Origin of the sequence: Laribacter hongkongensis DSM 14985 (genome assembly GCF_000423285.1) — a bacterium.
Classification (GTDB): domain Bacteria; phylum Pseudomonadota; class Gammaproteobacteria; order Burkholderiales; family Aquaspirillaceae; genus Laribacter; species Laribacter hongkongensis.
This window is the reverse complement of record NZ_AUHR01000004.1, coordinates 219553-245790: the sequence shown is the minus strand read 5'-3', so window position 1 is coordinate 245790 and position 26238 is coordinate 219553. Positions and strand designations below refer to the sequence as shown.

Below are 26238 nucleotides of genomic sequence, written 5' to 3'. Positions count from 1 at the left end.
CGCACGGCGCAGCCCCTGCCCCATGCCGGCAGGTCCAACAAAACCAGCGCATGCAACGAGACCAAATGGAGACACATTCCATGCAGGTAAACCGACGGCAGTTCTTCAAGATCTGCGCGGGCGGTGTTGCCGGGTCCAGCCTTGCCGCAATGGGAGTCGCTCCCGCCACGGCATTTGCTGATGTCCGCGCCTACAAGATCGCGCGCGCGACCGAAACCCGCAACACCTGTCCGTATTGTTCCGTTGGCTGTGGCATTCTGATGTACAGCCTCGGTGACGGTGCCAAAAACGCAAAGGCGGAAATCTTTCACATCGAGGGCGACCCGGACCATCCGGTCAGCCGCGGCGCACTGTGCCCCAAGGGCGCTGGCCTGCTCGACTTCATCCACAGCCCCAACCGGCTCAAGTATCCGGAAGTGCGCGAAGCCGGCAGCAACGAGTGGAAGCGCATCAGCTGGGATGAAGCCTTCGAGCGCATCGCCCGTCACATGAAGGCCGACCGCGACGCCAACTTCGTGGCCACCAACGCAGACGGCCAGACCGTCAACCGCTGGACCACCACCGGCTTTCTGGCCGCATCCGCATCTTCCAACGAGGCCGGCTGGCTGACCCACAAGGTCATCCGCAGCCTCGGCATGCTGAGCATCGACAACCAAGCACGTGTCTGACACGGCCCGACGGTGGCAAGTCTTGCCCCTTCGTTTGGCCGTGGCGCCATGACCAACCACTGGGTTGACATCAAGAATGCCGACCTCGTCGTCATCATGGGCGGCAACGCAGCCGAAGCCCACCCGGTCGGATTCCGCTGGGTTGTGGAAGCCAAGCAGACCCGCGGCGCCAGGCTCGTCGTGGTCGACCCGCGTTTCACCCGTTCCGCATCGGTGGCCGACTATTACGCCCCGATCCGTTCCGGTACCGACATCGCCTTCCTCGGCGGCGTCATCAACTGGCTGATCAGCAACGACAAGATCAACTGGGAATACGTCAGGCAGTACACCAACGCAGCCCTTCTGGTGCGTGACGACTTCGCGTTCAACGACGGCCTGTTCTCCGGCTGGGATGCCGACAAGGCCAAGTACGCCGACAAATCGAGCTGGGACTACCAGCGCGACGAAAACGGCTACGCGCTGCGCGACGACACGCTGGCCAACCCGCGCTGCGTGTGGAACCTGCTCAAGGCCCACTACGCCCGCTACACCCCGGAAGTGGTCAGCAACGTCACCGGCACCCCGCAGGAACAGTTCCTGCAGGTCTGCGAAATGCTGGGCGAATGCGCCCGGCCGGACAAGGTGGCAACCTTCCTGTATGCCCTGGGCTGGACCCAGCACTCGATCGGCTCGCAGAACATCCGCACCATGGCCATGATCCAGCTCCTGCTGGGCAACATGGGCATGCCGGGTGGCGGCGTGAACGCCCTGCGCGGCCACTCCAACATCCAGGGTCTGACCGACCTTGGCCTGCTGTCGACCAACCTGCCGGGCTACCTCAACCTGCCGAACGAAAAAGTCGCCGGCTACGAGGACTACCTGGCCAAATCGACGCCCAAGGAATGGCTGCCGGGCCAGATGAACTACTGGCAGAACACGCCGAAGTTCTTCGTCAGCCTGATGAAGGCCTTCTACGGCAACGCCGCCACTGCCGAGAACAACTGGGCGTTTGACTGGCTGCCCAAGTGGGACAAGTCCTACGACGTGCTGCAAGTGTTCGAGCTGATGCACCAGGGCAAGATCAACGGCTACATGTGCCAGGGCTTCAACCCGGTCGCCTCGTTCCCGAACAAGAACAAGGTCATCGAGTCGCTGTCGAAGCTCAAGTTCCTGGTCATCATGGACCCGCTGGTCACCGACACGTCCACTTTCTGGAAAAACCACGGCGAGCAGAACGACGTCAAGACCGAAGACATCCAGACCGAAGTCTTCCGCCTGCCGACCACCTGTTTTGCCGAGGAAGAAGGCGCCATCGTCAACTCCGGCCGCTGGCTGCAATGGCACTGGAAGGGCGCTGACGCACCGGGAGAAGCCAGGACCGACGTCGAAATCATGTCCGGCATCTACCAGCAGCTCAAGGCAGCCTACGCCAAGGAAGGCGGCGCCCTGCCCGACCCGGTGCTCAACCTGTCGTGGCAGTACCGCGACCCGCACGAGCCCAGCGCCGAAGAACTGGCCAAGGAACTCAACGGCAAGGCACTGGCCGACCTGCCGGACCCGAAGGACCCGACCAGGTTCCTCGCCCGCAAAGGCGAACAGCTGTCCACCTTCGCCCACCTGCAAGGCGACGGCACCACCGCCAGCGGCTGCTGGATCTTCACCGGCAGCTGGACCCAGGCCGGCAACCAGATGGCCCGCCGCGACAACACCGACACCGGTCTTGGCAACACGCCGGGCTGGTCGTGGGCATGGCCGGCCAACCGCCGCATCATCTACAACCGTGCCTCGATGGACCGCGACGGCAAGCCGTGGGATCCCGCCCGCTGCCAGCTCAAGTGGAACGGCGAAAAATGGACCGGTGGCGACGTGGCCGACTTCAAGGCCGACGAAGCGCCGGGCAGCGCGATGAACCCGTTCATCATGCAGCCCGAAGGCATGGGACGCCTCTTTGCGCTCGACAAGATGGCCGAAGGCCCCTTCCCCGAGCACTACGAGCCGTTTGAAAGCCCGATCGGCACCAACCCCCTGCACCCGCAGGTGGTCAGCAACCCGGCGGCCCGCGTGTTCAAGGACGACCGCGCCCAGTTCGGCACCAGCGAGAAGTTCCCGTACGTCGGTACCACCTACCGCCTGACCGAGCACTTCCACTACTGGACCAAGAACTCGCGCCTGAACGCCATCACCCAGCCCGAGCAGTTCGTCGAAATCGGCGAAGTGCTGGCCCGGGAAAAGGGCATCGCCCACGGCGACACGGTCAAGGTGTCCTCCAACCGCGGCTACATCAAGGCCAAGGCAGTGGTCACCAAGCGCATCAAGCCGCTGACGGTCGACGGCAAGCCGGTGCATCACATCGGCATTCCGATCCACTGGGGCTACGAAGGGGTGGCGAAAAAAGGCTTCATTGCCAACACGCTGACGCCGTTCGTGGGTGACGCCAACACGCAGACGCCGGAATTCAAGACGTTCCTCGTGAACGTCGAGAAGGCATAAGGAGGACAATATGGCACTGCAATCGCTGGACATTGTCCGCCGCTCCGCCAGCCCGACACCGGCACCGCAGGTCCGCAAGACCACCGAAGTCGCCAAGCTCATCGACGTTTCGAGCTGCATCGGCTGCAAGGCCTGCCAGGTAGCCTGTTCGGAATGGAACGACCTGCGTGACGACATCGGCAACAACACCGGCGTCTACGACAACCCGGCCGACCTGACCGCAAAATCGTGGACGGTGATGCGGTACAACGAGGTCGAGGAAAACGGCAAGCTCGAATGGCTGATCCGCAAGGACGGCTGCATGCACTGTGACGACCCTGGTTGTCTCAAGGCCTGTCCGAGCCCTGGCGCCATCATCAAGTACGCCAACGGCATCGTGGATTTCCAGCAGGAAAACTGCATTGGCTGCGGCTACTGCATCGCCGGCTGTCCGTTCAACGTGCCCCGCATCAACGCCGAGGACAACAAGGCCTACAAGTGCACCCTGTGCTCCGACCGCGTTGCGGTCGGCCAGGAGCCGGCCTGCGTCAAGACCTGTCCGACCGGGGCGATCCGCTTTGGCTCGAAGGAGGACATGAAGGTCTTTGCCGACACGCGCATCGCCGACCTCAAGTCGCGCGGCTACGAGAACGCCGGCCTGTACGATCCGGCCGGCGTGGGCGGCACGCACGTCATGTACGTGCTGCACCATGCCGACAAGCCGGAGCTTTACAGCAACCTGCAGAAAGACCCGGCCATCAGTCCGGCCGTCGGCCTGTGGAAAGGTCTGCTCAAGCCGCTGGCCACGGTCGGCATTGCTGCGGCCGGTCTCTTCGGCTTCTTCCACTACATCGGCGTCGGCCCCAACAAGGCCGAGGACGATGAAGAGGACAAGCCGGCCGGCAAGAACGACGACGGGGAGAACAAGGCATGAGCAAGGAAAAACTCATCGTTCGCTACTCGGCGGCCGAGCGCATCAACCACTGGATCGTTGCCGTCTGCTTCGTGCTGCTGGCGCTGTCCGGACTGGCGCTCTTCTATCCGGCGTTCTTCTGGCTGACCGGCGTGTTCGGCACCCCGCAGCTCGCGCGCATCGTGCACCCGTTCGTCGGCGTGATCATGGTCGCGGGCTTCTTCGTGCAGTTCTTCCGCTACTTCAAGCACAACTTCATCGACCGCGAGGACGTGAAGTGGATGCTGGCAGTCAAGCAGGCGCTGCTCGGGGTCGAAGTCGGTGACATCGGCAAGTACAACGGTGGCCAGAAAGGCATGTTTTGGCTGATGACGCTGTGCGTGCTGGTGCTCGCCTGCACGGGCTTCATCATCTGGCGTCCGTACTTTGCCCCGATGTTCCCGATCCCGGTCATCCGGCTGGCCCTGCTGTTCCACGCCTGGAGCGCCCTGATCCTGATCGCGGGCATCATCATCCACGTCTACGCCGCCCTGTGGGTGCGCGGTACCATCCGTGCGATGGTCGAAGGCGTGGTCACGACCGCCTGGGCCAAAAAGCATCACCCGCGCTGGTATCGTGAAGTCAAGGACAAGCAGCAGTAAGCCGGTTCCGGCTGACTGAAGCTGTCTTCATCAAGGCCGGTGTCTGCGGGCACCGGCCGTTTTCTTGCAGGATCCGCCATGAGCCTGAAAATCGTCGCGCAGGAACAACTCGGACAATCCGCCCTGCGCATTACCCCCGTCTACCTGCCGGTAGAGGCCCCCTACGCCGGCCGTGCCCGTCGCCTGACGGCACTGGCCGACGGCCACCCGCTGGCCGGCTACCTGCATCTCCTGGGCGAGCTCGCCGCCGCCCAGGCCGACGCAGCTGCCCGGTTCGACATCCCCCTTCCGGACCTGCCGGACAGCTACTGGGACAACTGCGCCCTGCACGAGCTGCCGCCGCTGGGCACGGAGGCCTGGTCGCGCGATGCCGTCTGGCGTGAGGTGCTGTCGCATCTCGTCACCACGCTGCGCGCCCTCCCTGACCTGCCCGAAGCCACCCTGGCTGCACTGGACTCGCTGGCTGCCGCCGATGCCGACACGCTGGAGCAGCAGGCCAGCCGGTTGCTGGGCTTCGACTGGGCCACGCTGGATGCCGCCGAGGCACCGTTTGTTGCCGCTGCCCTGCAAGTGTATTTCCGCGCACTGGCAGCCCGCATTGCGCCGGCCCGGCTCGGACAGGCCGGACACGCAGCCCACTCCTGCCCGGTCTGCGGCATGCCGCCGGCCGTCAGCTGGCTGCGCCCCGGCACCGAAGGCCTGCGTTACCTGCACTGCCCGCTGTGCGACACCGACTGGCATCATGTGCGCGCCCAGTGCACGCAGTGTGACAGCAGCCGCGACATCGGCTACTGGGCCCACGGCGACGAAAAGGATGCCGTGCGTACCGAAAGCTGCGGCGACTGCCTCGCCTACCTCAAACACCTTGATCCGAGCCGCGACATCCAGCTGGAACCGCTGGCCGACGACCTGGCGACACTGGAGCTGGACATGGCCATGGCCGAACAGGGTTTCGAGCGTGCCGGGCCCAATTTCTGGTATCTGCCCGGCGCGGCCTGAGGCAAGGCACGGGCCGGAACATTGGTGCGGCAGCAGTTGCAGCCCGCACCAATGTTCCGGCCGGCAGCACCTGAAAGCATCAACGGTCAGGGATGACGCAAGGCATCCCTGACCGTTGTCCTGTCCTTTCCCGGCCTCAGGCCGATGCCTGCGACCACTGCCCCAGCACCGGCCACAGCTGCCACAGCGCCATCGCCACCACAGCCATGCCGGCCACCCGGCGTACCCACAGCCGGGTCAGCCAGCCGCGCAGCCCCTCGGCAAATGCGCCCATGGCCAGCAGATTGGGCAGCGTTCCCAGTGCAAACGCCAGCATGCCGGCGGCCCCGCCGGCGGCCGAGCCGCTGGCCATGGCGGTCAGGCTGGCCGAATACACCAGTCCGCACGGCAGCCAGCCCCACAGCATGCCCACGCCAAACGCCCCCAGGGGGGAGCGCACTGGCAGCAGGCGTTTCATCAGCGGCTGCACATGCCGCCAGACCGGCCGCCCCAGCGCCTCGATGCGCGTGACCGCACCGGAAAACCCCGCCAGATACAGTCCCAGCAGGATCATCAGGCACTGCGCCACCACAAAGAGCCCCAGCTGCGCCCCACGGATGCCCAGCGCAGCCAGTCCCAGTCCGCCCAGCCCGCCGACGATGGCGCCCACCAGCACATAGCTGGCCACGCGCCCAAGGTTGTAAGCCAGCACGAACGGCGCACGCGAGCGGGCCGGTGGCAACTGGAGCGACAACGCCGTCACCAGACCACCGCACATCCCCAGACAATGGCCGCCGCCCATCAGGCCGACAAGAAAAAGCGTAACGAGGCTGTATTCAGGCATGGTTTGACTATAAAAAAACCTAATTGCCGGACATTGTAATCGTGCGCGCCCGGCCGCTGCTCAACCATCCATACGAGTCATCCCATGGCCGAACACCTGATCGTCGAACACTTGGGCCGCAGTGCCATCCTTACCCTCAACGCTCCTCCGGTCAACGCACTGGACACCGGACAGTTGCAGGCCCTGACCAGACAGATCCATGCCCTTTCTTCCGATCCGCAAACCCGCGCCCTCGTGCTGACCGGCGCCGGAGACAGCTTTTTTTCCGCTGGGGCCGACATCGAAGCCTTTCATGCCGCCCAACCCCAGCGGGCCGAAGCCCTGCTCAATGCGCTGAACGACACGGCCCTGGCGCTGGCAAGCTTTGAAGGACTGACCATCGCCGCCATCAACGGCTACGCCCTTGGCGGCGGACTGGCGCTGGCGCTGGCCTGCGACGTGCGGATTGCTGAACGCCAGGCCGAAGTCGGCATGCCGGAAGCCCGCCTGGGCCTGCCCCTGTGCGGCGGAGCTTCCTGGCGCCTGCCGCAGGCGGTCGGCGAAGGCTGGGCCCGCCGGCTGGCACAGACCGGCGAACTGGTATCCGCTGCCCGGGCATTGCAGATCGGTCTGGTCGACGAGCTGACCGACGCGGGCCTGGCCAAGATCGTGGCCGTGTCGGTTGCCGACCAAGGGCACTTCAGCAGTCCGGGTGCCGCCCGTGCCAACCGCCAGCTGCTGCGCGGCGGACTGGATGCCATGCAGGCGGCCCAGTCGAAGGAAATGGCCGCAACCCTGTCCTGCCTTGGCAGCATCGAACAGGTCGAAGGCGTGCTGGCCTTTTTTGAAAAGCGCGCGCCCAGCTGGCGCGATGACAACGACGCCTGACCCCGTCAGCCTCCGCGCAGGCGCTGGCGCGCCTCGGCCACCAGTGTGGCCGTGAAGCGTGCCAGCCGTGGCGACTGCAAGGCCCAGCCATGCCAGAACAGGCTGACCGAAGGCGGATCGTCCGGCAGCAGGTCTATCACCTCGCCGGAGGCCAGCGCTTCACCGACCTGCAACTCCGGTGACAGGCCGTAGCCCAGTCCGGCCTTGACTGCCTCGAAAAGTGCATGGGTCGAAGGCATGGTCAGATAGGGATAATCCCCGAGGCGCAGGCCGAACCGCGCCTCCATCTGGCCGAAATGCAGTGAATCCTTGCGGTTGAAGGCAATGCCGGGTGTGGCCAGCACTGCCTCGCGGGTCAGCCCGTCCGGCAGGTGGTTGCGGACAAAGTCCGGCGTGGCATAAAAGCGGTAGCGCATCTGCCCCAGCGGCTGGCTGATGCAGCCGGTGGGCGGCTGCGGATGGCTGGTCACGCAGCCCACTACCTCGCCGCTGCGCAGCAGGTCGTGGGTATGCGCCTCGTCATCGACAATGGCCTGCAACACGAACCGCTCGCGCCAGACCACCTTGGCCACCGCTGGCAACAGCCAGGTCCCCAGGCTGTCGGCGTTGACGCCGACCGGCAGCGGCGTCAGCCCGCCTTCGGCCTCACCTTGCAGTTCCTGCTGCAAGTCCTCTTCCAGCAACGCCACCTGCCGCACATGCCGCAACAGGCGATGTCCGGCTGCCGTGGCCCTGACCGGCAGGCTGCGGATCAGCAGCAGCTGGCCGGTGCGTTCTTCCAGCTGCCGGATGCGCTGCGACACTGCCGAAGGCGTGATGCACAGCAGCGCGGCGGCCTTGTCAAAACTGCCGGCCTTGACCACCGCCTCCAGTGCCGTCAGCAATTTGTAGTCGAACATGAAAATTTTTAACGGTTATTAAAAATTATGAGTTTTACTTCATATTGATCCAGCCAGTAAGGTATGTCCATTACCAGACGGACACTGAACGAGGACACCATGAGCTGGATGCCGGTGGCAGAAGGATTCGGGATGGGCGCAAGCCTGATCATGATGATTGGCGCGCAAAACGCCTTTGTGCTGCAAAAGGGCCTGCAAGGACAGCATCGCCTGCCGATCGCCCTGTCCTGTGCCATGTCGGATGCCATCCTGATCACCCTCGGCGTGGCCGGCGCCGGCGCCCTGATCCTAGCGCACCCCACCCTGCTGGAAGTGGCCCGCTGGGGCGGCGTGGCGTTTTTGCTCTGGTACGGCTGGGCCGCACTGCGCCGGGCCTGGCAGGGCGAATCGCTGCTGGTGGGCGACGGCGAGCGTGGCGGCCTGAAGACCGCCCTCCTGGCGACCTTTGCAGTGACCTGGCTCAACCCGCATGTCTACCTCGACACCGTGGTTCTCCTGGGCAGCCTGTCGGCCCAGCAGCCCGAGGGAGGACGCTATCTCTTCGGGCTGGGCGCCTCGCTGGCTTCGCTCACCTGGTTCCTGTCGCTGGCTTTCGGCGCCCGCCTGCTGGCCCCGCTGTTTGCCAGGCCGGTATCCTGGCGGGTGCTGGACAGCTGCATGGCAGCGTTCATGCTGTCGCTGGCACTGGGACTGGCCCTGAACTGATTCCTGCCAGTCAAAAAAACGGGGGCAGGTTTGCCTCTTGCCCAGGACAAACCTGCACCCGTGGATTTTTTCAGCCAGCCGTGACCATCAGCTCCGGTAGCCGCACCAGGTCATACCAGCCTGCGCCGGCCGGGAGGGCCAGCGACCGGAACGGCGCAGCGGCCACTCAGTCACCAAAGCCGGCCTCGACCAGTTCTTCGCGCGTCAGCAGGAACACGAACCCGTCGCCGCCGGAGGTTTCCAGCCAGGTAAAGGGCAGCTGCGGATATTGCATTTCCAGCACGTCGCGGTTGTGGCCGATTTCCACCACCAGCACGCCCAACGGATTGAGGTGCGCAGCCGCCTCTTCCAGGATCCGCCGCGTGGCCTCCAGCCCGTCATCGCCGGAACCCAGCGCCAGCTCGGGTTCCTTGAGGTATTCGTCCGGCAAGGCAGCCACGGATTCGGCATCCACGTACGGCGGATTGGAGACGATCAGGTCATAGCTCAAGCCGGCCACCCCGGCCCACAGGTCGGATTCGACCAGGCGGATGCGGTCCTGCATGCCGTACCGTCCGACATTGATCCCGGCTACTTCCAGCGCCTCTGGCGACAGGTCGATCGCATCGACGTCGGCATCCGGGTAGTACAGCGCAGTCAGGATGGCGAGGCAGCCCGAGCCGGTGCACAGGTCCAGCGCCGAATGCACCAGCTCCGGGTGTTCGATCCACGGTTCCAGGGCTTCGGGCAGCAGCTCGGCGATGAACGAACGCGGCACGATCACCCGCTCGTCCACGTAGAAGTCGTGCCCGGCCAGCCAGGCTTCGTGCGTCAGGTAGGCGGCGGGCAGACGCTCGCTCACCCGGCGCTCGATCACGGCAAGGGCGGCATCCCGCTCGGTCGGCAGCAGCCGGCAATCCAGCAGGGCGTCAAAGCGTTCCAGCGGCAGGTGCAGGGTGTGCGCCAGCAGGTAGGCCGCCTCGTCCCAGGCGTTGTCGGAGCCGTGGCCGAATACCAGCCCGGCCTCCTGGAAACGCGAGATGGCAAAGCGCAACACGTCGCGCACGGTGTGGAGGGTATGGCGGGCTTCTGCGTACATGGAGAAAAACCTTCAGTCAGTCTTGCGGATAGTCGTCTAAATCAATGTCTTTGAGCGCGCGCTGGATCACTGTCAGCGAAAAGCCGCGCCCGGCCAGAAAGCGGATCTGCTTCGCCTTTTCCTGTGGCGTGGCGGGCAGGCTGCCGAACTTCTTGCGCCAGACTTCGCGGGCGCGCCCGACTTCGCTGTCACCCAGTGACGCCAGCGTTTCGCGGATGGTGTCGGCATCGACTCCGCGCGCGGCCAGATCATGGCGCAGGCGCTGGGCACCATGCTGGCTGGCCTTGCTGTTGACCCAGGCCTCGGCAAACCGCCCGTCGGACAGGTGCCTGAGGCGTTCGAGTTCGTCGAGCAGGGCTTCCAGCGCCTCGGCGCTGTCGGCATGGGGCGAGAGTTTGCGCGCCAGTTCGGCGCGGGTCATTTCGCGGCGCGACAGGTACTGGTAGGCGCGCGCCTTGAGAGAGGGTCCGGTCATGCCGAAGGTTCCGCCAAAACACAAGGCCGCAGGCTTGCGCGCTGCGGCCTTGCCGGTCAATCAGTATTACTGGTCGTGGTCTTCGGACAGGCTGGCTTCGGCCTGCTCTTCGGAGCTGGGTACGAATTCGTTCATGCCGCCGACCCCCGCAGCCGTACGGATCTTCTTTTCGATTTCCTGGGCGATGGCGGGGTTTTCACGCAGCCATTCGCGGGCATTGTCCTTGCCCTGGCCGATTTTCTGGCCATTGTAGGCATACCAGGCTCCGGACTTGTCGACGAACTTGTTGGCCACGCCCATCTCGATGATCTCGCCTTCGCGGCTGATCCCTTCGCCATACAGGATGTCGAACTCGGCCTGCTTGAACGGCGGGCTGACCTTGTTCTTGACAACCTTGACCCGGGTTTCGTTGCCGATGATCTCGTCGGTCTTCTTGATGGCACCGATGCGGCGGATGTCGAGACGCACCGAGGCGTAGAACTTCAGTGCATTGCCGCCGGTGGTGGTTTCCGGGTTGCCGAACATCACGCCGATCTTCATGCGGATCTGGTTGATGAAGATCACCAGCGTGTTGGTGCGCTTGATGTTGCCGGTCAGCTTGCGCAGGGCCTGGCTCATCAGGCGGGCCTGGAGGCCGACGTGGCTGTCGCCCATCTCGCCTTCGATTTCGGCCTTCGGCACCAGTGCGGCCACCGAGTCGACCACGATTACGTCCACCCCGCCCGAGCGCACCAGCATGTCGCAGATTTCCAGTGCCTGCTCGCCGGTATCCGGCTGCGAAACCAGCAGGTCGTCCACCTTGACGCCGAGCTTGCCGGCATACACCGGATCCAGCGCGTTTTCAGCGTCGATGTAGGCACAGGTACCACCGAGCTTTTGCGCTTCGGCCACCACCTGCAGGCACAGGGTGGTCTTGCCCGACGATTCCGGACCGTAGATTTCCACCACACGGCCGCGCGGCAGGCCGCCGACGCCCAGCGCCATGTCCAGCCCGAGCGAACCGGTCGAAATGACTTGCAGGTTGTCGTTCACCTGCGTCTCGTTCATGCGCATGATCGAGCCCTTGCCGAACTGCTTTTCGATTTGGGACAGTGCGGCAGAAAGGGCTTTTTGCTTGTCGGTTTCGGCCATGACGGCATTTCTCCAGTGGGCAGGGTCAGGCGCGGATTATCGCATAGCCATCGTCTGCCCGTACAAGTCGGCGGTCAAAGGTTCCACACCAGGATCAGGCCGATCAGCAGCGGCGCCACCACACGGCACATGGCCTGCATCGCCACCGCCACGCCGGCCGGCAACGCCAGTTGTCCGCGCATCAGCGGCCACACTTTCCAGCCGGCAAACAGGGCAGTACCGATGCCGCCGACCGGCAACAGGATGTTGCTGGCGGTGTAGTCCATCAGCTCGAACACATTACGGCCGAACAGGGTCACGTCGCCCAGCAGGCCAAACGACAGCGAGGCCGGAATGCCGGCAAGGAACACCAGCGCCGCGCCGGCCAGCGAAGCACGCTTGCGGTCCACGCCCCAGTCGTCCACCGGCAGCACCACGATGATTTCCAGCAGCGACACGGCCGAAGTCAGCGCGGCAAACAGCAGGAGGGCGAAAAAGGCCACGGCAAACCACTGGCCGAACGGCAGATGGTTGAACACCACCGGCATGGTCATGTAGGTCAGGCCCGGCCCGGCGGCGGCATCAAGGCCAAAGGCGGCAATGGCGGGGAAAATCATCAGCCCGGCCAGGATGGAAGTCAGGGTGGTCAGGCCGACGATCCACAGCGAGGCATTGGCCAGCCGCACGCCCGGCCCGAGGTAGGAGCCATACGCCAGCATGCAGCCCGCCCCGACCGACAGCGAGAAAAACGCCAGTCCCAGTGCATCCACCAGCATGGACGGTGTCACCTTGCTGAAATCCGGTGCCAGGAACTGGCTGACGCCCTCGGCCGCGCCCGGCAGGGTCAGCGCCCGCACGATCAGCAGCAGCATGAGCACGAAGAGGGCCGGCATCAGCAACTTGCCGGCGCGCTCGATGCCTTTCTGGATGCCGGCCATCACCACCAGTGCCGTCAGGCCGACAAACAGGGCGTGGGTCACGATCGGCTCGACCGGGCTGGAAACATACTGGCCAAACAGTGCTGCCAGTGCCTCGGGCGAATCGCTCATCACCCGGCCGTCAAAGGCCCGCAGCAGGTAGCCGAAGGTCCAGCCACCCACCACGCAGTAAAACGACAGCACCAGAAACCCGCACAGCACGCCAGTATACCCCACCAGCGGCCAGCCGCGACCGCCGAGCTTGCGGAATGCACTGACTGCACCGCAACCGGCCGCACGGCCGATGGCGATTTCGGCCATCAGGAGCGCCAGCCCGAGGGTGAAGGCAATCAGGATGAAAATGACGATAAAGGCCCCACCACCGTTCATGGCGGTCACGTAAGGGAACTTCCAGATGGAACCCAGACCGACGGTGGCGCCGGCCGAGGCCAGAATGAACCCCAGGCGGGATCCCCATTGCGAGCGGGACATAATGACTCCTTGCGTGATCAGTGTCGTGAGGCACCGCCGGCAAGGGGAATTGATGCAACAAAAAGGCCGCCCTTGTCCGGCGGCCCGATGGATACAACGAATCCGGCGCCGCCCTTGTCAGGCGCGCCAATACCCGCAGGTGCAGGTGATGGAAAGGAACATGAAATTCGTCGTCATGCCCGGACCATGCCGGTTTTCATCCAGACCTGTCAAGTCGCATGTCCTGAAAATGTCGCGATCAGGCAATCCGCCAGCTGGATCGACTGTCCGCGCCCCGCCACTGCCGGGACCCGGCTCGCCGGCCGGGGCCGGGTTGACTGCGCCCTTCCATGCCCCCGGAACGCTTTTGTTGTCCGCGACCTGCCTGAAGGGGGAATCCAGTCCGGGTAACCCCGCGACCGCAGACAGAATCGCGTACCGGGAGAACGGCCTGGGACTTCTCCTGGAGCAGCAGGACAAACGGGGCTGGCATGGCAAATGCCCTGCTTGATTGCGCCCGCGGTCAGCCCCGGATCATCACGACCGGCTTGAGCCCCCCCCTGGGAGGACAGGTGCACAGCCGGGCCGGCCCCGGCAAGACCGGACGGCAGCGTGCCAGTGGCAGGTCATGCCTTCGGTGTGCAACCCGGTCCGCCGCCAGCACAAAGCAGACCGCAGCCTGGCCGGACTAGCGCCATTCGACCATGGAAATCCCGACGCCGATGCCGCGGTTGTGGAAATTGTAGTTCTGCATCGACTCACCCCAGCCGTTGAACGCCTGGACGAAACCATGCAGATTGCCGCTGATCGGAAATGCCCATTCCAGCTGGGTGAAAGTCCGGTTGGGCACCGAAGCGCCAAAGCGCAGGTTGTTGCGCAACAGCAATGAAAAATTGTGGCCGCGCCAGGGGTACGAGGCCAGCACTTCAACCCGGCCCATGTAATCGCTGATGTCCGGATTGTTGTCGGTGGGGAACGGTTCGGGAATCCGCCACCACGGCTTGACGATCACCGACAGGTCGCCCGAGGTGAAGCCGAAGCTGGCAAACACGCGGTTCCATGAGCGGGACAGCGGATTGGTCTGGCCGTTGGACTGGTGCATCAGTCCGAAGTTGACCATGCGCAGCCGGAAGGCTTCCGGCCCCCAGCTGACCGGCAGGGTGGCCCAGAGTTCCGGCTGGTAATCGGTTTCGCGGAACGGCGAAGAATTGGCCGAGTCGTACGCCTGCCAGTAGCTGGTCTGGGTATAGGCGGCCCAGAGGTCGGCGTCCGACCCCAGCATGTCCTGCCAGAGCTTGGTCTTGAACGACAGCTGGAACTTGACCCCGACCTTGTCATATTGCTGGTCGCCCCGGTGCGAACAGTTGACCGGATTGGACGAGCACGGGTCGTTGTTGATGCGCTGGCGGAAGTTCAGCGGCATCAGGTACACCGGTGCATACGGCTTGAACTTGAACGTACCGTCCTGGTATTGCGGCTCCAGCTCCCAGCGCTCGGCCATGGAAACGGACTGGCGGGGAGAGAACACCGTTTCGGCCACACGTACGGGAGCGGTGTCCCCGGTAGCGGGTCCGGCTGCCACAGTAGCAGCCGGAGCGGCAAGCGCCGGTGCCGGCCCTGATACGGCCCGGAACATGTCCGCAGCCGCAGCAACCGGCCCGGGTGCGGCTGCACGACCGGCCAGCCGGTCATAACAGGCCAGCCGGCTGCCATCGTCAGCCAGCGCCGTGCATTCCTCTAGCCCCGCAGCCATGCCAGAGCCGGCCGCGCCGGCCGGCCCTGCCAGCAGGACGCCCGCCAGCCATATGTAACGTGTCGACACCGTAACGCTCTCCCTATGCATCAGGCCGGCTTGCGCCGGCCTGGAAGTGGAGTTATAGCCAGTTCGGCCGGCGTTTTTCCACAAATGCCGTCACGCCTTCCTTGCCCTCGGCGCTGGAGCGGACATCGGCAATCCGGCTGGCCGTCAGGGCAATCAGCTCGCTGTCGATACGGCGGTCGGTCACTTCGGCCACCAGTTGCTTGGCAGCATGCATGGCCTGCGGTCCGTTCAGCAGCAGGGGTTCGACCAGACCAGCCACCGTGGCATCCAGTTCGTGATGCTCGACGACCTTGTGCACCAGTCCCAGCCGTTGCGCCCGCCCGGCATTGAAACGCTCGGCGGTGATGAAATAGCGCCGGGCTGCACGCGGACCGATGGCCCGGATGACATACGGAGAGATCACGGCCGGCACCAGCCCGAGCTTGACTTCGGAAAAGCAGAACAGCGCGTCGGAAACAGCCACCACGATGTCGCAGCACGCCACCAGACCGGCTCCGCCGCCAAATGCCGAACCCTGTACCCGCGCCACGACCGGCACCCGCAGGGTATCCAGCCGCTGCATCAGCTGCGCCAGCCCTTCGGCATCACGCTGGTTCTGCTCGTGGCTGTAGCCGGCCATGCGCCGCATCCAGTTCAGGTCGGCACCGGCCGAAAAACTGATGCCGTTACCGGTCAGCACCAGCACGCGCACGACAGGGTCCTGCTCGATGGCTTCCAGCTGCCCGGTCAGGCAGGCAATGATTTCGTCATCAAAAGCGTTGTGCAGTTCGGGACGATTCAGCGTCAGGGTGGCCACGCCGCGGGCGTCCAGTGAATAGAGGATCGGGTCGCTCATCGTTGATCTGTCCTTGGTATTGACTTGCTTGTCATTGTGAAGTCGGGCAGATCGATTGTAGCCGCGCTCCATGGCGTATGTATTAAGCCTTTCGCCCTGCGGATCAGGCCGTCAGGAAATTGCAGACATGCTGGCTGAAGAGCTGCGGCACCTCGGCATGCAGTGCATGGCCGCACGCTGCCAGCTCGCTCATGCGGGCCAGCCGGATGCCGCGCACCAGCGCCCGGGCCTGGTAAAGCGGTGTCAGGCGGTCTTCTTCGCCCACCAGCACCAGAGTCGGTGCCTGGATGGCAGACAGCCACGGCCGGCTGTCGTGCCGGGTCACCCCGAGCATCAGGCGCGCAATGGCTGCCCAGTCCGTGCTTTCGTCATTTGCCGTACGGATGGCTTCGACCTGTGCCGCAGCCCCCGTCAGGAAACGGCTGCCGTACAGCCAGGGCTTGCTGAGATCAAAACGCAGCGCCGCATCGCCGGTTTGCCACGCGGCCAGCCAGCTGGCGGCAATGGCATCGTTGGCGGCATCCGAATAGGCCATGGTGGCTGCCAGCACCAGCCGGTCCAGCCGGTCGGGATAGCGCTGGGCAAAGTGCTGCGCCACCATGCCGCCATACGACAGCCCCACGACATGCGCCCGGCCGATGTCCAGCCGGTCCAGCACCTGTGCGACATCGTCGGCCTGTCGTGACAGCGGGTAGTAGTCACAATCGGGTTTGTCGCTCTCCCCCTGGCCGCGAAAATCCAGCCGCAGGATGCAAAAGCGGGACGCCAGTCCGGACACCTGCTCTTCCCAGCAGCGGGTGGTCATGGTGATGCCGTTGAGCAACACCACCACCGGCTGGCCGGGATGTCCGTCAAGCACGTAATGAATGCCGATATCGGCCAGACGCAGCATGGGCATGCAGGCAACTCCGGTCACATGACGAGAGTTTTCAGCATAAGCCCGGACACCCGGTTCGTCATGGCAAGACGGCGTACTGCCCCGCCTGCCGGGTCAGCCGGGTACATTTTCCGGCGCACGGATCAACGACGCCTGCCGGACAGCTCGCGACATCATCGTGCCCGGCCCGGGAGAAGGCCTTTCCGTCATTTGCGGCTACCGTCGTTGCCCGGGCACGGAAAGTGCTTGCCCGCTCCGTTTCCAGACTGGAACGACACCAAGGAAGCGGACACACAACACGGGCAGATCCGGCGCCCCGGATCAGGCTTTGTCAGCCCCTGCCAGAACCGGCGCGGTCCGGCCAAAGCAATATGCCGGAAGCTCCGCCCGTCAACCGGCTGCCGGCAGGGTATCCGGGCGTGTCAACCGCGCGGCAGGTAGCGCACGAAGCGCCAGCGCAGACCGTCGCTGTCGCGCTGCCCGGCTTCTTCGCGGTCAATGCGCCAGCGCGCCAGGTCCACCTCGGGGAAAAAGGCGTCACCGGCAAATTCGGCATCGATTTCGGTGAGGTACAGCACATCGGCCTGCGGCAGCGCCTGCCGGTACAGTTCGGCACCGCCGATCAGCATGATTTCTTCCGGCGCAGCCGCTGCGGCCAGCGCTAGGGCCGCATCCAGCGAATGTGCCACCTGCACGCCGGCAGCCTGCCAGTCCGGATTGCGGGTCACCACGATGTTCAGGCGTCCGGGCAATGGGCGGCCGATCGATTCGAAGGTCTTGCGCCCCATCACCACCGGCTTGCCGAGCGTGACGCGCTTGAAATAGGCCAGGTCTTCCGGCAGGTGCCACGGCATCCGGTTGTCCAGGCCGATGACGCCATTACGGGCACGGGCGGCGATCAGCGCCAGCGGGGGATGCTGTGTCATACCGACACCTCGGCCTTGATGTGCGGATGCGGGTCGTAGCCTTCGAGGGTGAAATCCTCGAACCGGAAGGCAAACAGGTCCGTGACCACCGGATTGAGCTTCATCACCGGCAAAGCACGCGGCTCGCGTTGCAGTTGCAGGCGTGCCTGCTCGAAATGGTTGCTGTAGAGGTGTGCATCACCAAAGGTGTGCACGAACTCGCCCGGTTGCAGCCCGGTCACCTGTGCCACCATCAGCGTCAGCAGGGCATAGCTGGCGATGTTGAACGGCACGCCGAGGAACACGTCGGCACTGCGCTGGTAGAGCTGGCAGGAGAGCTTGCCGTCAGCCACGTAGAACTGGAACAGGCAGTGGCACGGCGGCAGGGCCATGTCGTCCACCAGCGCCGGATTCCACGCCGACACGATCAGGCGCCGGCTGTCCGGATTGCGGCGGATCATGTCGAGCAGGCCGCTGATCTGGTCGATGTGGCGGCCGTCAGGCGCCGGCCAGCTGCGCCACTGGTAGCCGTACACCGGCCCGAGATCGCCGTTTTCGTCGGCCCATTCGTCCCAGATCCGCACGCCGTTGTCCTTGAGATAACGGATGTTGGTGTCGCCGGCCAGGAACCACAGCAGTTCGTGCACGATGGACCTGAGGTGCAGTTTTTTGGTGGTCAGGAGCGGGAAGCCCTGCGCCAGGTCAAAGCGCATCTGGTAACCGAATACCGAGCGGGTACCGGTGCCGGTGCGGTCTGCCTTGTCGGTGCCGTGGTCGAGCACGTGCTGCATCAACTCGAGATAGGCTTTCATCGCGGGCCCCTGCCAGAAATCAAAGGCCGCAATTGTCCTCACTTGCCTGTTCCCTCGCAAGCCGGGTCGCCGGGCGCACGGGCTGCTCGTGATAAACTTGCGGCCATTTCCGACCTCCGACGCATTCATGGCAGAAGACAGCGACCTCGAACGCACAGAAGAAGCCACCCCCCGACGACGGGAACAGGCCCGTGAAGAGGGGCAGGTGCCGCGTTCGCGCGAACTGGCCACTTTTACGGTCACCATGACCGGGGTGGCCATGCTTGTCGCCTATGGCGGCGTGCTGTACCAGCAGCTCAAGGAGCTGTTTGCCCGCACCCTGACCTTCACCCGCGCCACGCTGGATGCCGAAGACGCGGCCCAGCTGGCCCTGCGCGGCGGCCTGACCGACGGCTTGGTCTCCATCCTGCCCATCCTCGGCGTGCTGTTCGTCCTCGCACTGGTGACACCGGCGCTGATCGGCGGCTGGAACCTGAGCTGGAAAGCCGTCGAGCCGAAGTTTTCCAAGATCAATCCATTGTCCGGCATCAAGCGCATTTTCTCGGTCCAGGGGGCCATCGAAGGCGCCAAGGCCATCCTCAAAAGCCTGCTGATCGGTGGCGTGGCCACCTGGGTGATCTGGAACGAACGCGCCGAACTGGTATCGCTGACCAGGCTTTCGCTGGACCAGGCACTGGCGCGGGCGGTGGACCTGACCCTGCACACGCTGCTGATCGTGGCCGGCGCCATGGTGCTGCTGGTCCTGATCGACGTGCCGTTCCAGCTGTGGCAGTACAGCAAGAACCTGCGCATGACCAAAGAGGACGTCAAAAAGGAAATGAAGGAATCGGAGGGCAGCCCCGAGGTCAAGGGCCGCATCCGCCAGTTGCAGCGCGAAGCTGCCCGTCGGCGCATGATGAGCGACGTGCCCAACGCCAGTGTCGTCATCACCAACCCGACCCACTACGCCGTCGCCCTGCGCTACGAAGACGGCATGGCCGCGCCCAAGGTCATCGCCAAGGGCAGCATGAAAGTGGCCGAACGCATCATCGAGCTGGCCCGCGAAAACCGTGTCACCATCCTGCGTGCACCGCCGTTTGCCCGGGCGCTGTACTTCAATTCCGAAATCGGTGACGACATCCCGGCCGCCCTCTACAGCGCCGCAGCCCAGGTGCTGGCCTACGTGTTCCAGCTGCGTGCCTATGAAAAACATGGAGGCATTGCCCCGGTATATCCGGATAAACTACCGGTTCCGCCGGACCTTGATCCGCAAACCCGCCAGACTCCGCCTGCGACCGACAACCGCGCTGACGCATGAACTTTTCCGCCATCCTCGACCGATTCCGCCTGAACGTCAGCTCGCTGGCAGGGCCGATCCTCATCATGCTCATCCTGACCATGATGATCCTGCCATTGCCGCCGGTCATTCTCGACATCTTCTTCACCTTCAACATCGCCGTGTCGATCATCGTGCTGATGATCGGCCTGCAAGTGAAAAAACCGCTGGAATTCTCGGTTTTTCCATCGGTGCTGCTGGTTACCACCCTGCTCCGGCTGTCACTCAACGTCGCCTCCAGCCGCATCATCCTGATGAACGGCCACAACGGCCCCGACGCCGCCGGCAAGGTGATCGAGGCCTTCAGCCACTTCCTCGTCGGCGGCAACTACGCCATCGGCATCGTGGTGTTCGTCATCCTCACCATCATCAACTTCGTGGTGATCACCAAGGGTGCCGGCCGCATCGCCGAAGTGAGCGCCCGCTTCACGCTGGACGCCATGCCCGGCAAGCAGATGGCGATCGACGCCGACCTCAACGCCGGCCTGATCGGTGAGGACGAGGCCCGCAAGCGCCGCTCGGAAATTGCCGAAGAAGCCGACTTTTTCGGCTCGATGGACGGTGCATCGAAGTTCGTCCGCGGCGACGCCATCGCCGGCATCCTGATCATGCTGATCAACATCATCGGCGGCCTGATCGTCGGCGTGGCCCAGCACGACCTGCCGGTCGGCGAAGCGGCACAGGTCTACACCCTGCTGACCATCGGTGACGGCCTGGTTGCGCAGATTCCGGCCCTGATCATCTCCACGGCGGCCGGCATCGTGGTCACCCGCGTCGGCACCGAAAAAGACCTGTCCGAACAGTTTGTCGGCCAGATGTTCATGAAGTCGCAGGTGCTCTACATCACCGCAGCGGTGATCGGCCTGATCGGCCTGATCCCGAACATGCCGCACTTTGCCTTCCTGCTGATCGCCGCCTCGCTGGCGGGCCTGGCCTGGTGGGTGGAAAAGCGGCAGAAAGAGCTGGAAAGCGCCCGGACAGCCGCAGACAACGCCGCTCCACCGCCATCCGAATCGCCGGTGGCCGAAGTCAGCTGGAACGACGTGCAGCCGGTCGACCCGATCGGCCTTGAAGTCGGCTATCGCCTGATTCCGCTGGTGGACCGCACCCAGGATGGCGAAGCATCCGCCGCAAGATGGCGCAGGAAATCGGCTTTTTGCTGCCGGCCGTGCACATCCGCGACAACCTGGAAATCCGCCCCAATGCCTACCGCATCCTGCTCAAGGGTGTCGAGGTCGGCAGCGGCGAAGCCTTTGTCGGCCAGTACCTCGCCATCAATCCGGGCCAGGTCATGGGCCAGGTACCGGGTACGCCCACCACCGATCCGGCATTCGGGCTGCCGGCGCTGTGGATCGACGCCAACCACCGCGACCAGGCGCAGGCCTACGGCTTTACCGTGGTGGATGCCAGCACCGTGGTGGCCACGCACATCTCCAACATCCTCCAGAGCCATGCCTCCGAGCTGCTGGGACGCGAGGAAACCCAGGCGCTGGTCGACCACGTGGCCAAGGATGCGCCGAAGCTGGTCGAAGAACTGGTTCCGAAGATCATCCCGATCGGCACCCTGCAGAAAGTGCTGCAAAACCTGCTGACCGAAGGCATCGGCATCCGCGACATGAAGACCGTGCTGGAAACGCTGGCCGAGCATGTCACCATCACGCAGGACATCGACGAGCTGACGGCCGTCGTGCGCGTGGCGCTGTCGCGTGCCATCGTGGCCCAGCTGTTCCCGGGCATGAACGAACTGTCGGTGCTGACGCTGGACCCGCAACTGGAAACCATCCTCGCCAGCGCCCTGACCGGCAAGCAGGGCGGCGGACTCGAACCGGGTCTGGCCGAAGGACTGCTGCAATCGGCCACCCGCGAATCGGACCGCATCGAGCAGCAGGGCCTCAACCCGGTGCTGCTGACGCCACCGGGACTGCGGCCGGTGCTGTCGAAATTCCTGCGCCGCGCCCTGCCGCAGCTGGCCGTGCTGTCGCACAACGAAATTCCGGACAACAAGAACATCCGCGTCGTGGGCGTGGTAGGCGGGCGCAGCTGATGCCGACACTTTTTCCTTTTTTCCGGGCCATGGCCGCATCAGCGCGCCCGGCCCCCGCTTTCAACCGGTTCTAGACCATGGTCGTCAAGAAGTTCTACGGCAAAACCACCCGCGAGGCGCTGCGTCAGGTACGCGACGAGCTGGGTACGGATGCGCTGATCCTGTCCAACCGCAGCCTCGCCGACGGCGGTGTGGAAATCATGGCCGTGGCCGATGCCGACGTCAGTTCGCTGGCGTCTTCGCTGGCCTCGCACGTCAAGCCGCCGCCACGCCCTGTCTCCATGCCGCCCCTGAGCCATGCTCCTGCCCAGTCCGTCGGACCGGCAGCACCGCTGGCCAGCGCACTGGCGCGGACCTATGCCTTGCCGGTGGAACCGCTCGATGAACCGGTGGCCCGGGTCTTTCATCCGGAAGACGACGTGCCGACCGTACGGAAGGCGGACTTTCCGCGCCTGCAGACCCGCCCGGCCGACAGCCGGCCGGACCTGTCGGCCGCGCCGGCCGAGCCGAACTTTGTCCGGCCCTTGCGCTCCAGCTCTCCGGCCATGCCCGAAGAACTGCTGCCGGACGACGCGCCAGCATCTCCGGTCCGGACCGGCCTGACGCCTTCCCAGCAGGCCTCCGAAGCCCGCACGGAGCAGAAGCTGGGCGAAATCGGCAGCGAGATGCGCGAACTCAAGGCACTGCTGACGGCCCAGATGGCCAGCCTTGCCTGGGCCAACCTCGAGGATTACCACCCCAAACAGGCCGAACTGTTCCGCAAGCTCCTGACCGTCGGCATGAGCCCGGCCCTGTGCCGCCAGCTGGTTTCCAAGCTGCCCGGCCACTTTGACGAAGAGGCTGCGCTCAAATGGGCCAAGTCGGCCCTGATCCACAACCTGCGCGTGCTGCCGGAAAGCGACGACATTGTCGACAAGGGCGGGGTCTATGCGCTGGTCGGCCCGACCGGGGTCGGCAAGACCACCACCATTGCCAAACTGGCCGCCCGCGCCACCCTGCGCAAGGGTGCCGACGCCGTGGCGCTGATCACGACCGACAGCTACCGCATCGGCGCACAGGACCAGCTCAAGCTCTACGGCCGCATCCTGCAGATCTCGGTCTACGCCGTCGACAACGAGGCCGACCTGGCACTGACGCTCAAGGACCTGTCGCACAAGCACCTGGTGCTGATCGACTCGGTCGGCATCGGCCAGCGTGACCCGCGCCTCAACGGCCAGACCCAGATGTACGCCGCCAGCGGACAGGGCGAGCGCGCCATCCGCCGCATCCTGGTGCTGGCAGCCAACGCGGCCGGCCACACCCTCCAGGACGTGATCCAGCGTTACCAGGGCGAAGGACTGGTCGGCACCATCATTTCCAAACTCGACGAATCCCCGGCTCTCGGCGTGGCACTGGACGTGGCCATCCGCCACCGCCTGCCGGTGTTCTACATTGCCAACGGCCAGCGGGTGCCGGAAGACCTTCACCTGCCCGATGCCCCGTACCTGATCGAACGCACGTTCCAGTCCCTGCGCCAGGGCAGCGGGCCGTTTGCCTACCAGAATGACGAATACCGCATCCTCCAGGGTGCACAACAACCGGGAACCGGTCTGTCATGATCCGTGTCGAGGATCAGGCTGCCAGCCTGCGCCGCATGGCACAGGTCCTGCACTCGCCGCAAAGCTTTGCTTTTGTCGGTGGCCGGGCAGCCGGAACCACGACCCTGGTGGCCGAACTGGGCACGGCCCTGTCCCAGCAGCAGAATGCCCGGGTGGCACTGTTCGACGCCCATCCGGTCCGGGCGCTGGTGCGCCGCATGGCGCGGCATGAACTCGAAACCCTGGACAAGGTCATCCAGCACCAGCTGCCGCTGGATGCCGCCGTGACCCCCCTGTCCGACAACCTGGTACTGGTCGGCTTCCACGCCCGTCCGCGCCTCTTGGCCGAACTGCACCTAGCGCTGGCCCACCGGCTCGAAGGCGAATTTTCCGCGCTGGTGCGTGACCTCAACTACCTGCTGTTTGACGTCCCCGCCGCAGAACTGGCGCTGGCCGGCATTGCCGATGACGTGATCGTGGTCCTGTCTCCCGACCACGACTGCCTGACCGAGGTGTACGCGCAGATCAAGCGGCTGGCCGGCGAATACGGCCAGAGGCGCTTTAACGTGCTGCTGAACCGGGTGCACACGCTGGCCGAGGCGCGCTTGTGGTTTGCCCGTCTGTCGGCAGTTGCGGGACAATACCTGTCGGTGTCGCTGCGCTGGGTCGGCTACGTGCCCGAAGACCACTGGGCCAAGCGTGCCGCCATCCTGCGCACCACCACCGTACAGTCGTTTCCCGACAGTGAAACCGCTGCCGCCATCAGCCAGCTGGCCGCACGCCTGCCGCAGTGGTCGACCCGCTCGGGCAGCGTGCCTGATCTTTTCAACCGGCTGTGCGAGGCTACCCGCCTCAACGGACCGCTTCCCTCCGACCTGACCTGACTCCGTTTCGTCCATGAGCAAGCTTCGAGCCTACCAGTCTGCCGCCACCACGAACTCCAGCGTGGACATCACCGAGCATCTGACTCTGGTGCGCAAGCTCGCTTCGATGATGATCAGCCGCCTGCCGGCCAGCGTCGAACTCGACGATCTGGTCCAGGTGGGCATGATCGGCCTGATCGAAGCAGCCCAGCAGTTCGACCCGGCCCAGGGTGTACTGTTTGAAACCTTTGCCAGCCAGCGCATCCGTGGCGCCATGCTGGACGAACTGCGCCGCCTCGACTGGCTGCCCCGGCAGGCCCGGCGCAACGCCAAGCAGATCGAAGAAGCAATGGCGCAGCTGGAACAGTCTCTCGGCCATCCCCCGGGAGAAGGCGAAATTGCCGCCCGTCTGGGGCTGTCGGTCGACGAATACCAGACCATGCTGTTCGAGTGCAAAGGCCACCAACTGGTCTACTTCGAGGATTTCGGCCACGACGATGACGAAGGCAGCTCGACCCGCATGGTCGAGCAGGTTGCCGACCAAGGCATGGTCAATCCGTTCGAGATCCTCGGGGAAAGCCGCTTTCGCAGCCATCTGGTCGCTGCCATCAAGGAGCTGCCGGAACGCGACCAGCTGGTGATGAGCCTGTATTACGAGCAGGAGCTGAACCTGAAGGAAATCGGCGCCGTACTCAACGTGACCGAATCGCGCGTCTGCCAGCTGCACAGCCAGGCGGTGGCACGCCTGCGCACCAAGCTCAAGGCCTGGATCGGCTGATCCCCGGCGACACGCACTACGGGGTGTCGCCGTCGCCTCCGCCCTTTTTCATCGCCTTGCCGGCCTCGGCCCGCGCACGCCGGACAGCTTTCGGGTCGGCAATCAGCGGGCGGTAGATTTCCACCCGGTCATGCTCGCGCAGCACGGTATCGGCCTTGACCGGCCGGGAAAAGATGCCGATCTTCATCGTATCCGCATCAATGCCCGGATACTGGTCAAGTAGACCCGAAAGCCCGATGGCGTCGCGGGCCGTCGTACCGGCCGGCACCTTCAGGCGCACGAGGCTCTGGCGTTCCGGCAGGGCGTACGCCACCTCCACGCTGATGTCGTCAGTCGTCGCCATACACGCGGTCCGCTTCTTCGATGAAGGCATCCACGAGGCTGGTCATGATGCGGCCGAACACCGGACCGATCACGGTTTCCAGCAGCCGGCTGGAAAAATCGTAACGCAGCTCGAACACGATCTTGCAGCCGAACTCGCCCAGCGGATAAAAGCGCCAGCTGCCGGCCAGTTGCCTGAACGGGCCGTCGACCAGCTGCATGTCGATCAGCTCGCCCGGCACCAGCTGGTTGCGCGTGGTGAAATGCTGGCGGATCTTGAGGTAGTCGATGTGCAGGCGTGCCACCATATAGGTGTCGTCGCCCTCCACCTCTTCGGTCTGGCTGCACCACGGCAGGAATTTCGGATAGCGCGCCACATCGTTGACCAGATCAAACATCTGGACGGGCGTATGGGCGACGAGTACGGTTTTTTCGATGACGGACATAGGACTCAGGCTCGGGCAGCCAGCGGGCCGCCCGTCAAAAACGTGTCACATTATAAACTGCCGCGCACCGATCGGGTGCCGTTGGCAAACCGCTGAAAGATCAGGCGCTTTCGGTCTGACGGCGAGCTTTGTTACAATGCGCGGCTTCACGGAGCGCCTCATGAGCATCATCGAGAACAAAAAAGCCTTTCACGACTACTTCATCGAAGAACGTTTCGAGGCCGGGCTCGTGCTCGAAGGCTGGGAAGTCAAATCCATCCGTGCAGGCCGCGTGCAGCTCAAGGAAGGCTACGTCGTGCTGATCGATGGCGCATTCTGGCTGATCGGCTGCCACATCTCGCCGCTGCCCACCGCCAGTACCCACATCCATCCGGATCCGACCCGCCGGCGCAAGCTGCTGCTGGCGCGCAAGCAGATCGACCGGCTGATCGGCAAGGTCGAACGCGCCGGCTACACGCTGATGCCGCTCAACCTGCATTACAAGGCCGGCTGGATCAAGCTGGAAATCGGCCTCGCCAAAGGCAAGAAGCAGCACGACAAGCGCGAAAGCGAAAAAGAACGCGAATGGCAGCGTGAAAAACAACGCATCATCAAGGATGTCGCCCGTGGCTGACGCCCGGCATCCTTCC

Annotated in this window: 24 protein-coding genes and 1 pseudogene; 12 read left to right on the top strand and 13 right to left on the bottom strand. The window is 64.5% G+C overall.

What is annotated here, in order from left to right:
• Positions 1 to 80: 80 nt before the first annotated feature.
• The 4 genes from fdnG (at position 81) to fdhE (ending at position 5669) form a co-directional block, all read left to right on the top strand.
• Positions 81 to 3137, top strand: a complete 3057-nt coding sequence (gene fdnG / locus G542_RS0105745) for a formate dehydrogenase-N subunit alpha (protein ID WP_155826617.1) — start codon at positions 81 to 83, stop codon at positions 3135 to 3137.
• A 10-nt stretch (positions 3138 to 3147) separates the two neighbouring features.
• Complete coding sequence (gene fdxH / locus G542_RS0105740; protein ID WP_027823631.1) at positions 3148 to 4050, top strand: formate dehydrogenase subunit beta; 903 nt, start codon at positions 3148 to 3150, stop codon at positions 4048 to 4050.
• A complete protein-coding gene (locus tag G542_RS0105735) occupies positions 4047 to 4670 on the top strand; it encodes a formate dehydrogenase subunit gamma (protein WP_012696286.1) in 624 nt (207 codons plus the stop codon). The genes fdxH and G542_RS0105735 overlap by 4 nt, the downstream gene beginning before the upstream one ends.
• A 78-nt stretch (positions 4671 to 4748) precedes the next feature.
• Positions 4749 to 5669 carry a formate dehydrogenase accessory protein FdhE gene (fdhE, locus tag G542_RS0105730; RefSeq protein ID WP_027823630.1) on the top strand — a complete coding sequence of 307 codons (921 nt, stop codon included), beginning with the start codon at positions 4749 to 4751 and terminating at the stop codon, positions 5667 to 5669.
• Positions 5670 to 5805: 136 nt separating this feature from the next.
• Here the strand turns inward: fdhE and G542_RS0105725 are convergent, their stop codons facing one another.
• The gene (locus G542_RS0105725; RefSeq protein WP_027823629.1) at positions 5806 to 6492 is read right to left on the bottom strand and encodes a sulfite exporter TauE/SafE family protein; all 687 of its coding nucleotides are present in this window, start codon (positions 6490 to 6492) and stop codon (positions 5806 to 5808) included.
• 84 nt (positions 6493 to 6576) lie between these two features.
• Between G542_RS0105725 and G542_RS0105720 the strand changes: the two genes are divergently transcribed.
• On the top strand, positions 6577 to 7359 hold the full coding sequence (locus G542_RS0105720; RefSeq protein WP_012696283.1) for an enoyl-CoA hydratase-related protein: 783 nt from the start codon (positions 6577 to 6579) through the stop codon (positions 7357 to 7359).
• Between the two features lie 5 nt (positions 7360 to 7364).
• On the opposite strand, the gene G542_RS0105715 is transcribed toward G542_RS0105720, so the two are convergent.
• On the bottom strand, positions 7365 to 8258 hold the full coding sequence (locus tag G542_RS0105715; protein WP_012696282.1) for a LysR family transcriptional regulator ArgP: 894 nt from the start codon (positions 8256 to 8258) through the stop codon (positions 7365 to 7367).
• Between the two features lie 99 nt (positions 8259 to 8357).
• On the opposite strand from G542_RS0105715, the gene G542_RS0105710 reads away from it, so the two are divergent.
• A complete protein-coding gene (locus G542_RS0105710) occupies positions 8358 to 8963 on the top strand; it encodes a LysE/ArgO family amino acid transporter (protein WP_051189935.1) in 606 nt (201 codons plus the stop codon).
• A gap of 166 nt (positions 8964 to 9129) precedes the next feature.
• Here G542_RS0105710 and prmB read toward each other — a convergent pair whose 3' ends face one another.
• The 9 genes from prmB to G542_RS0105665 all read right to left on the bottom strand — a co-directional run bounded on the left by prmB (position 9130) and on the right by G542_RS0105665 (position 18265).
• Entirely contained in the window at positions 9130 to 10041 is a 912-nt protein-coding gene (prmB, locus tag G542_RS0105705; RefSeq protein ID WP_027823627.1) for a 50S ribosomal protein L3 N(5)-glutamine methyltransferase, read from the bottom strand.
• A 16-nt stretch (positions 10042 to 10057) separates the two neighbouring features.
• Entirely contained in the window at positions 10058 to 10516 is a 459-nt protein-coding gene (gene recX / locus G542_RS0105700; RefSeq protein WP_027823626.1) for a recombination regulator RecX, read from the bottom strand.
• 66 nt (positions 10517 to 10582) lie between these two features.
• The gene (recA, locus tag G542_RS0105695) at positions 10583 to 11647 is read right to left on the bottom strand and encodes a recombinase RecA (protein ID WP_012696278.1); all 1065 of its coding nucleotides are present in this window, start codon (positions 11645 to 11647) and stop codon (positions 10583 to 10585) included.
• A 74-nt stretch (positions 11648 to 11721) separates the two neighbouring features.
• The gene (locus tag G542_RS0105690; RefSeq protein ID WP_012696276.1) at positions 11722 to 13035 is read right to left on the bottom strand and encodes a sodium-dependent transporter; all 1314 of its coding nucleotides are present in this window, start codon (positions 13033 to 13035) and stop codon (positions 11722 to 11724) included.
• Between the two features lie 667 nt (positions 13036 to 13702).
• On the bottom strand, positions 13703 to 14836 hold the full coding sequence (locus tag G542_RS0105685; protein WP_051189931.1) for a phospholipase A: 1134 nt from the start codon (positions 14834 to 14836) through the stop codon (positions 13703 to 13705).
• 52 nt (positions 14837 to 14888) lie between these two features.
• A complete protein-coding gene (locus G542_RS0105680) occupies positions 14889 to 15671 on the bottom strand; it encodes an enoyl-CoA hydratase/isomerase family protein (protein ID WP_027823624.1) in 783 nt (260 codons plus the stop codon).
• A gap of 103 nt (positions 15672 to 15774) precedes the next feature.
• Positions 15775 to 16569, bottom strand: coding sequence for an alpha/beta fold hydrolase (locus G542_RS0105675; RefSeq protein WP_012696273.1), 795 nt, complete (start codon positions 16567 to 16569; stop codon positions 15775 to 15777).
• 401 nt (positions 16570 to 16970) lie between these two features.
• The gene (locus G542_RS0105670; protein WP_012696272.1) at positions 16971 to 17474 is read right to left on the bottom strand and encodes a dihydrofolate reductase; all 504 of its coding nucleotides are present in this window, start codon (positions 17472 to 17474) and stop codon (positions 16971 to 16973) included.
• Entirely contained in the window at positions 17471 to 18265 is a 795-nt protein-coding gene (locus G542_RS0105665) for a thymidylate synthase (protein WP_012696271.1), read from the bottom strand. Before G542_RS0105665 ends, G542_RS0105670 begins: the two co-directional genes overlap by 4 nt.
• A 127-nt stretch (positions 18266 to 18392) precedes the next feature.
• Here G542_RS0105665 and flhB point away from each other — a divergent pair, with 127 nt between their 5' ends.
• The 5 genes and pseudogenes from flhB (at position 18393) to G542_RS0105640 (ending at position 24842) form a co-directional block, all read left to right on the top strand.
• Entirely contained in the window at positions 18393 to 19562 is a 1170-nt protein-coding gene (gene flhB / locus G542_RS0105660; protein ID WP_012696270.1) for a flagellar biosynthesis protein FlhB, read from the top strand.
• Positions 19559 to 21624, top strand: a pseudogene (gene flhA / locus G542_RS16050) (flagellar biosynthesis protein FlhA). The gene flhB and the pseudogene flhA overlap by 4 nt, the downstream one beginning before the upstream one ends.
• A 77-nt stretch (positions 21625 to 21701) precedes the next feature.
• Entirely contained in the window at positions 21702 to 23222 is a 1521-nt protein-coding gene (flhF, locus tag G542_RS0105650) for a flagellar biosynthesis GTPase FlhF (protein ID WP_012696268.1), read from the top strand.
• Positions 23219 to 24085, top strand: a complete 867-nt coding sequence (locus G542_RS0105645) for a MinD/ParA family ATP-binding protein (protein ID WP_012696267.1) — start codon at positions 23219 to 23221, stop codon at positions 24083 to 24085. The genes flhF and G542_RS0105645 overlap by 4 nt, the downstream gene beginning before the upstream one ends.
• Positions 24086 to 24098: 13 nt before the next feature.
• Positions 24099 to 24842 carry an RNA polymerase sigma factor FliA gene (locus G542_RS0105640; protein WP_012696266.1) on the top strand — a complete coding sequence of 248 codons (744 nt, stop codon included), beginning with the start codon at positions 24099 to 24101 and terminating at the stop codon, positions 24840 to 24842.
• A 16-nt stretch (positions 24843 to 24858) separates the two neighbouring features.
• Here G542_RS0105640 and G542_RS0105635 read toward each other — a convergent pair whose 3' ends face one another.
• Both G542_RS0105635 and G542_RS0105630 read right to left on the bottom strand, forming a co-directional pair.
• On the bottom strand, positions 24859 to 25185 hold the full coding sequence (locus G542_RS0105635) for an RnfH family protein (RefSeq protein WP_012696265.1): 327 nt from the start codon (positions 25183 to 25185) through the stop codon (positions 24859 to 24861).
• Positions 25172 to 25609, bottom strand: a complete 438-nt coding sequence (locus G542_RS0105630; protein ID WP_012696264.1) for a type II toxin-antitoxin system RatA family toxin — start codon at positions 25607 to 25609, stop codon at positions 25172 to 25174. The genes G542_RS0105635 and G542_RS0105630 overlap by 14 nt, the downstream gene beginning before the upstream one ends.
• 160 nt (positions 25610 to 25769) lie before the next feature.
• On the opposite strand from G542_RS0105630, the gene smpB reads away from it, so the two are divergent.
• Entirely contained in the window at positions 25770 to 26222 is a 453-nt protein-coding gene (gene smpB, locus G542_RS0105625) for an SsrA-binding protein SmpB (protein ID WP_012696263.1), read from the top strand.
• Positions 26223 to 26238: the final 16 nt, after the last annotated feature.

Excerpts from the sequence above, each read along its gene's own strand:
- G542_RS0105670 (WP_012696272.1), bottom strand. The coding sequence starts at position 17,474 with ATGACACAGCATCCCCCGCTGGCGCTGATCGCCGCCCGTGCCCGTAAT.
- G542_RS0105735 (WP_012696286.1), top strand. The coding sequence starts at position 4,047 with ATGAGCAAGGAAAAACTCATCGTTCGCTACTCGGCGGCCGAGCGCATC.
- fdxH (WP_027823631.1), top strand. The coding sequence starts at position 3,148 with ATGGCACTGCAATCGCTGGACATTGTCCGCCGCTCCGCCAGCCCGACA.
- G542_RS0105725 (WP_027823629.1), bottom strand. The coding sequence starts at position 6,492 with ATGCCTGAATACAGCCTCGTTACGCTTTTTCTTGTCGGCCTGATGGGC.
- G542_RS0105665 (WP_012696271.1), bottom strand. The coding sequence starts at position 18,265 with ATGAAAGCCTATCTCGAGTTGATGCAGCACGTGCTCGACCACGGCACC.
- G542_RS0105690 (WP_012696276.1), bottom strand. The coding sequence starts at position 13,035 with ATGTCCCGCTCGCAATGGGGATCCCGCCTGGGGTTCATTCTGGCCTCG.
- flhB (WP_012696270.1), top strand. The coding sequence starts at position 18,393 with ATGGCAGAAGACAGCGACCTCGAACGCACAGAAGAAGCCACCCCCCGA.
- G542_RS0105715 (WP_012696282.1), bottom strand. The coding sequence starts at position 8,258 with ATGTTCGACTACAAATTGCTGACGGCACTGGAGGCGGTGGTCAAGGCC.
- G542_RS0105710 (WP_051189935.1), top strand. The coding sequence starts at position 8,358 with ATGAGCTGGATGCCGGTGGCAGAAGGATTCGGGATGGGCGCAAGCCTG.
- recX (WP_027823626.1), bottom strand. The coding sequence starts at position 10,516 with ATGACCGGACCCTCTCTCAAGGCGCGCGCCTACCAGTACCTGTCGCGC.
- G542_RS0105645 (WP_012696267.1), top strand. The coding sequence starts at position 23,219 with ATGATCCGTGTCGAGGATCAGGCTGCCAGCCTGCGCCGCATGGCACAG.
- smpB (WP_012696263.1), top strand. The coding sequence starts at position 25,770 with ATGAGCATCATCGAGAACAAAAAAGCCTTTCACGACTACTTCATCGAA.
- G542_RS0105675 (WP_012696273.1), bottom strand. The coding sequence starts at position 16,569 with ATGCCCATGCTGCGTCTGGCCGATATCGGCATTCATTACGTGCTTGAC.
- prmB (WP_027823627.1), bottom strand. The coding sequence starts at position 10,041 with ATGTACGCAGAAGCCCGCCATACCCTCCACACCGTGCGCGACGTGTTG.
- G542_RS0105635 (WP_012696265.1), bottom strand. The coding sequence starts at position 25,185 with ATGGCGACGACTGACGACATCAGCGTGGAGGTGGCGTACGCCCTGCCG.
- fdhE (WP_027823630.1), top strand. The coding sequence starts at position 4,749 with ATGAGCCTGAAAATCGTCGCGCAGGAACAACTCGGACAATCCGCCCTG.
- G542_RS0105630 (WP_012696264.1), bottom strand. The coding sequence starts at position 25,609 with ATGTCCGTCATCGAAAAAACCGTACTCGTCGCCCATACGCCCGTCCAG.
- G542_RS0105680 (WP_027823624.1), bottom strand. The coding sequence starts at position 15,671 with ATGAGCGACCCGATCCTCTATTCACTGGACGCCCGCGGCGTGGCCACC.
- flhF (WP_012696268.1), top strand. The coding sequence starts at position 21,702 with ATGGTCGTCAAGAAGTTCTACGGCAAAACCACCCGCGAGGCGCTGCGT.
- G542_RS0105720 (WP_012696283.1), top strand. The coding sequence starts at position 6,577 with ATGGCCGAACACCTGATCGTCGAACACTTGGGCCGCAGTGCCATCCTT.
- G542_RS0105640 (WP_012696266.1), top strand. The coding sequence starts at position 24,099 with ATGAGCAAGCTTCGAGCCTACCAGTCTGCCGCCACCACGAACTCCAGC.
- recA (WP_012696278.1), bottom strand. The coding sequence starts at position 11,647 with ATGGCCGAAACCGACAAGCAAAAAGCCCTTTCTGCCGCACTGTCCCAA.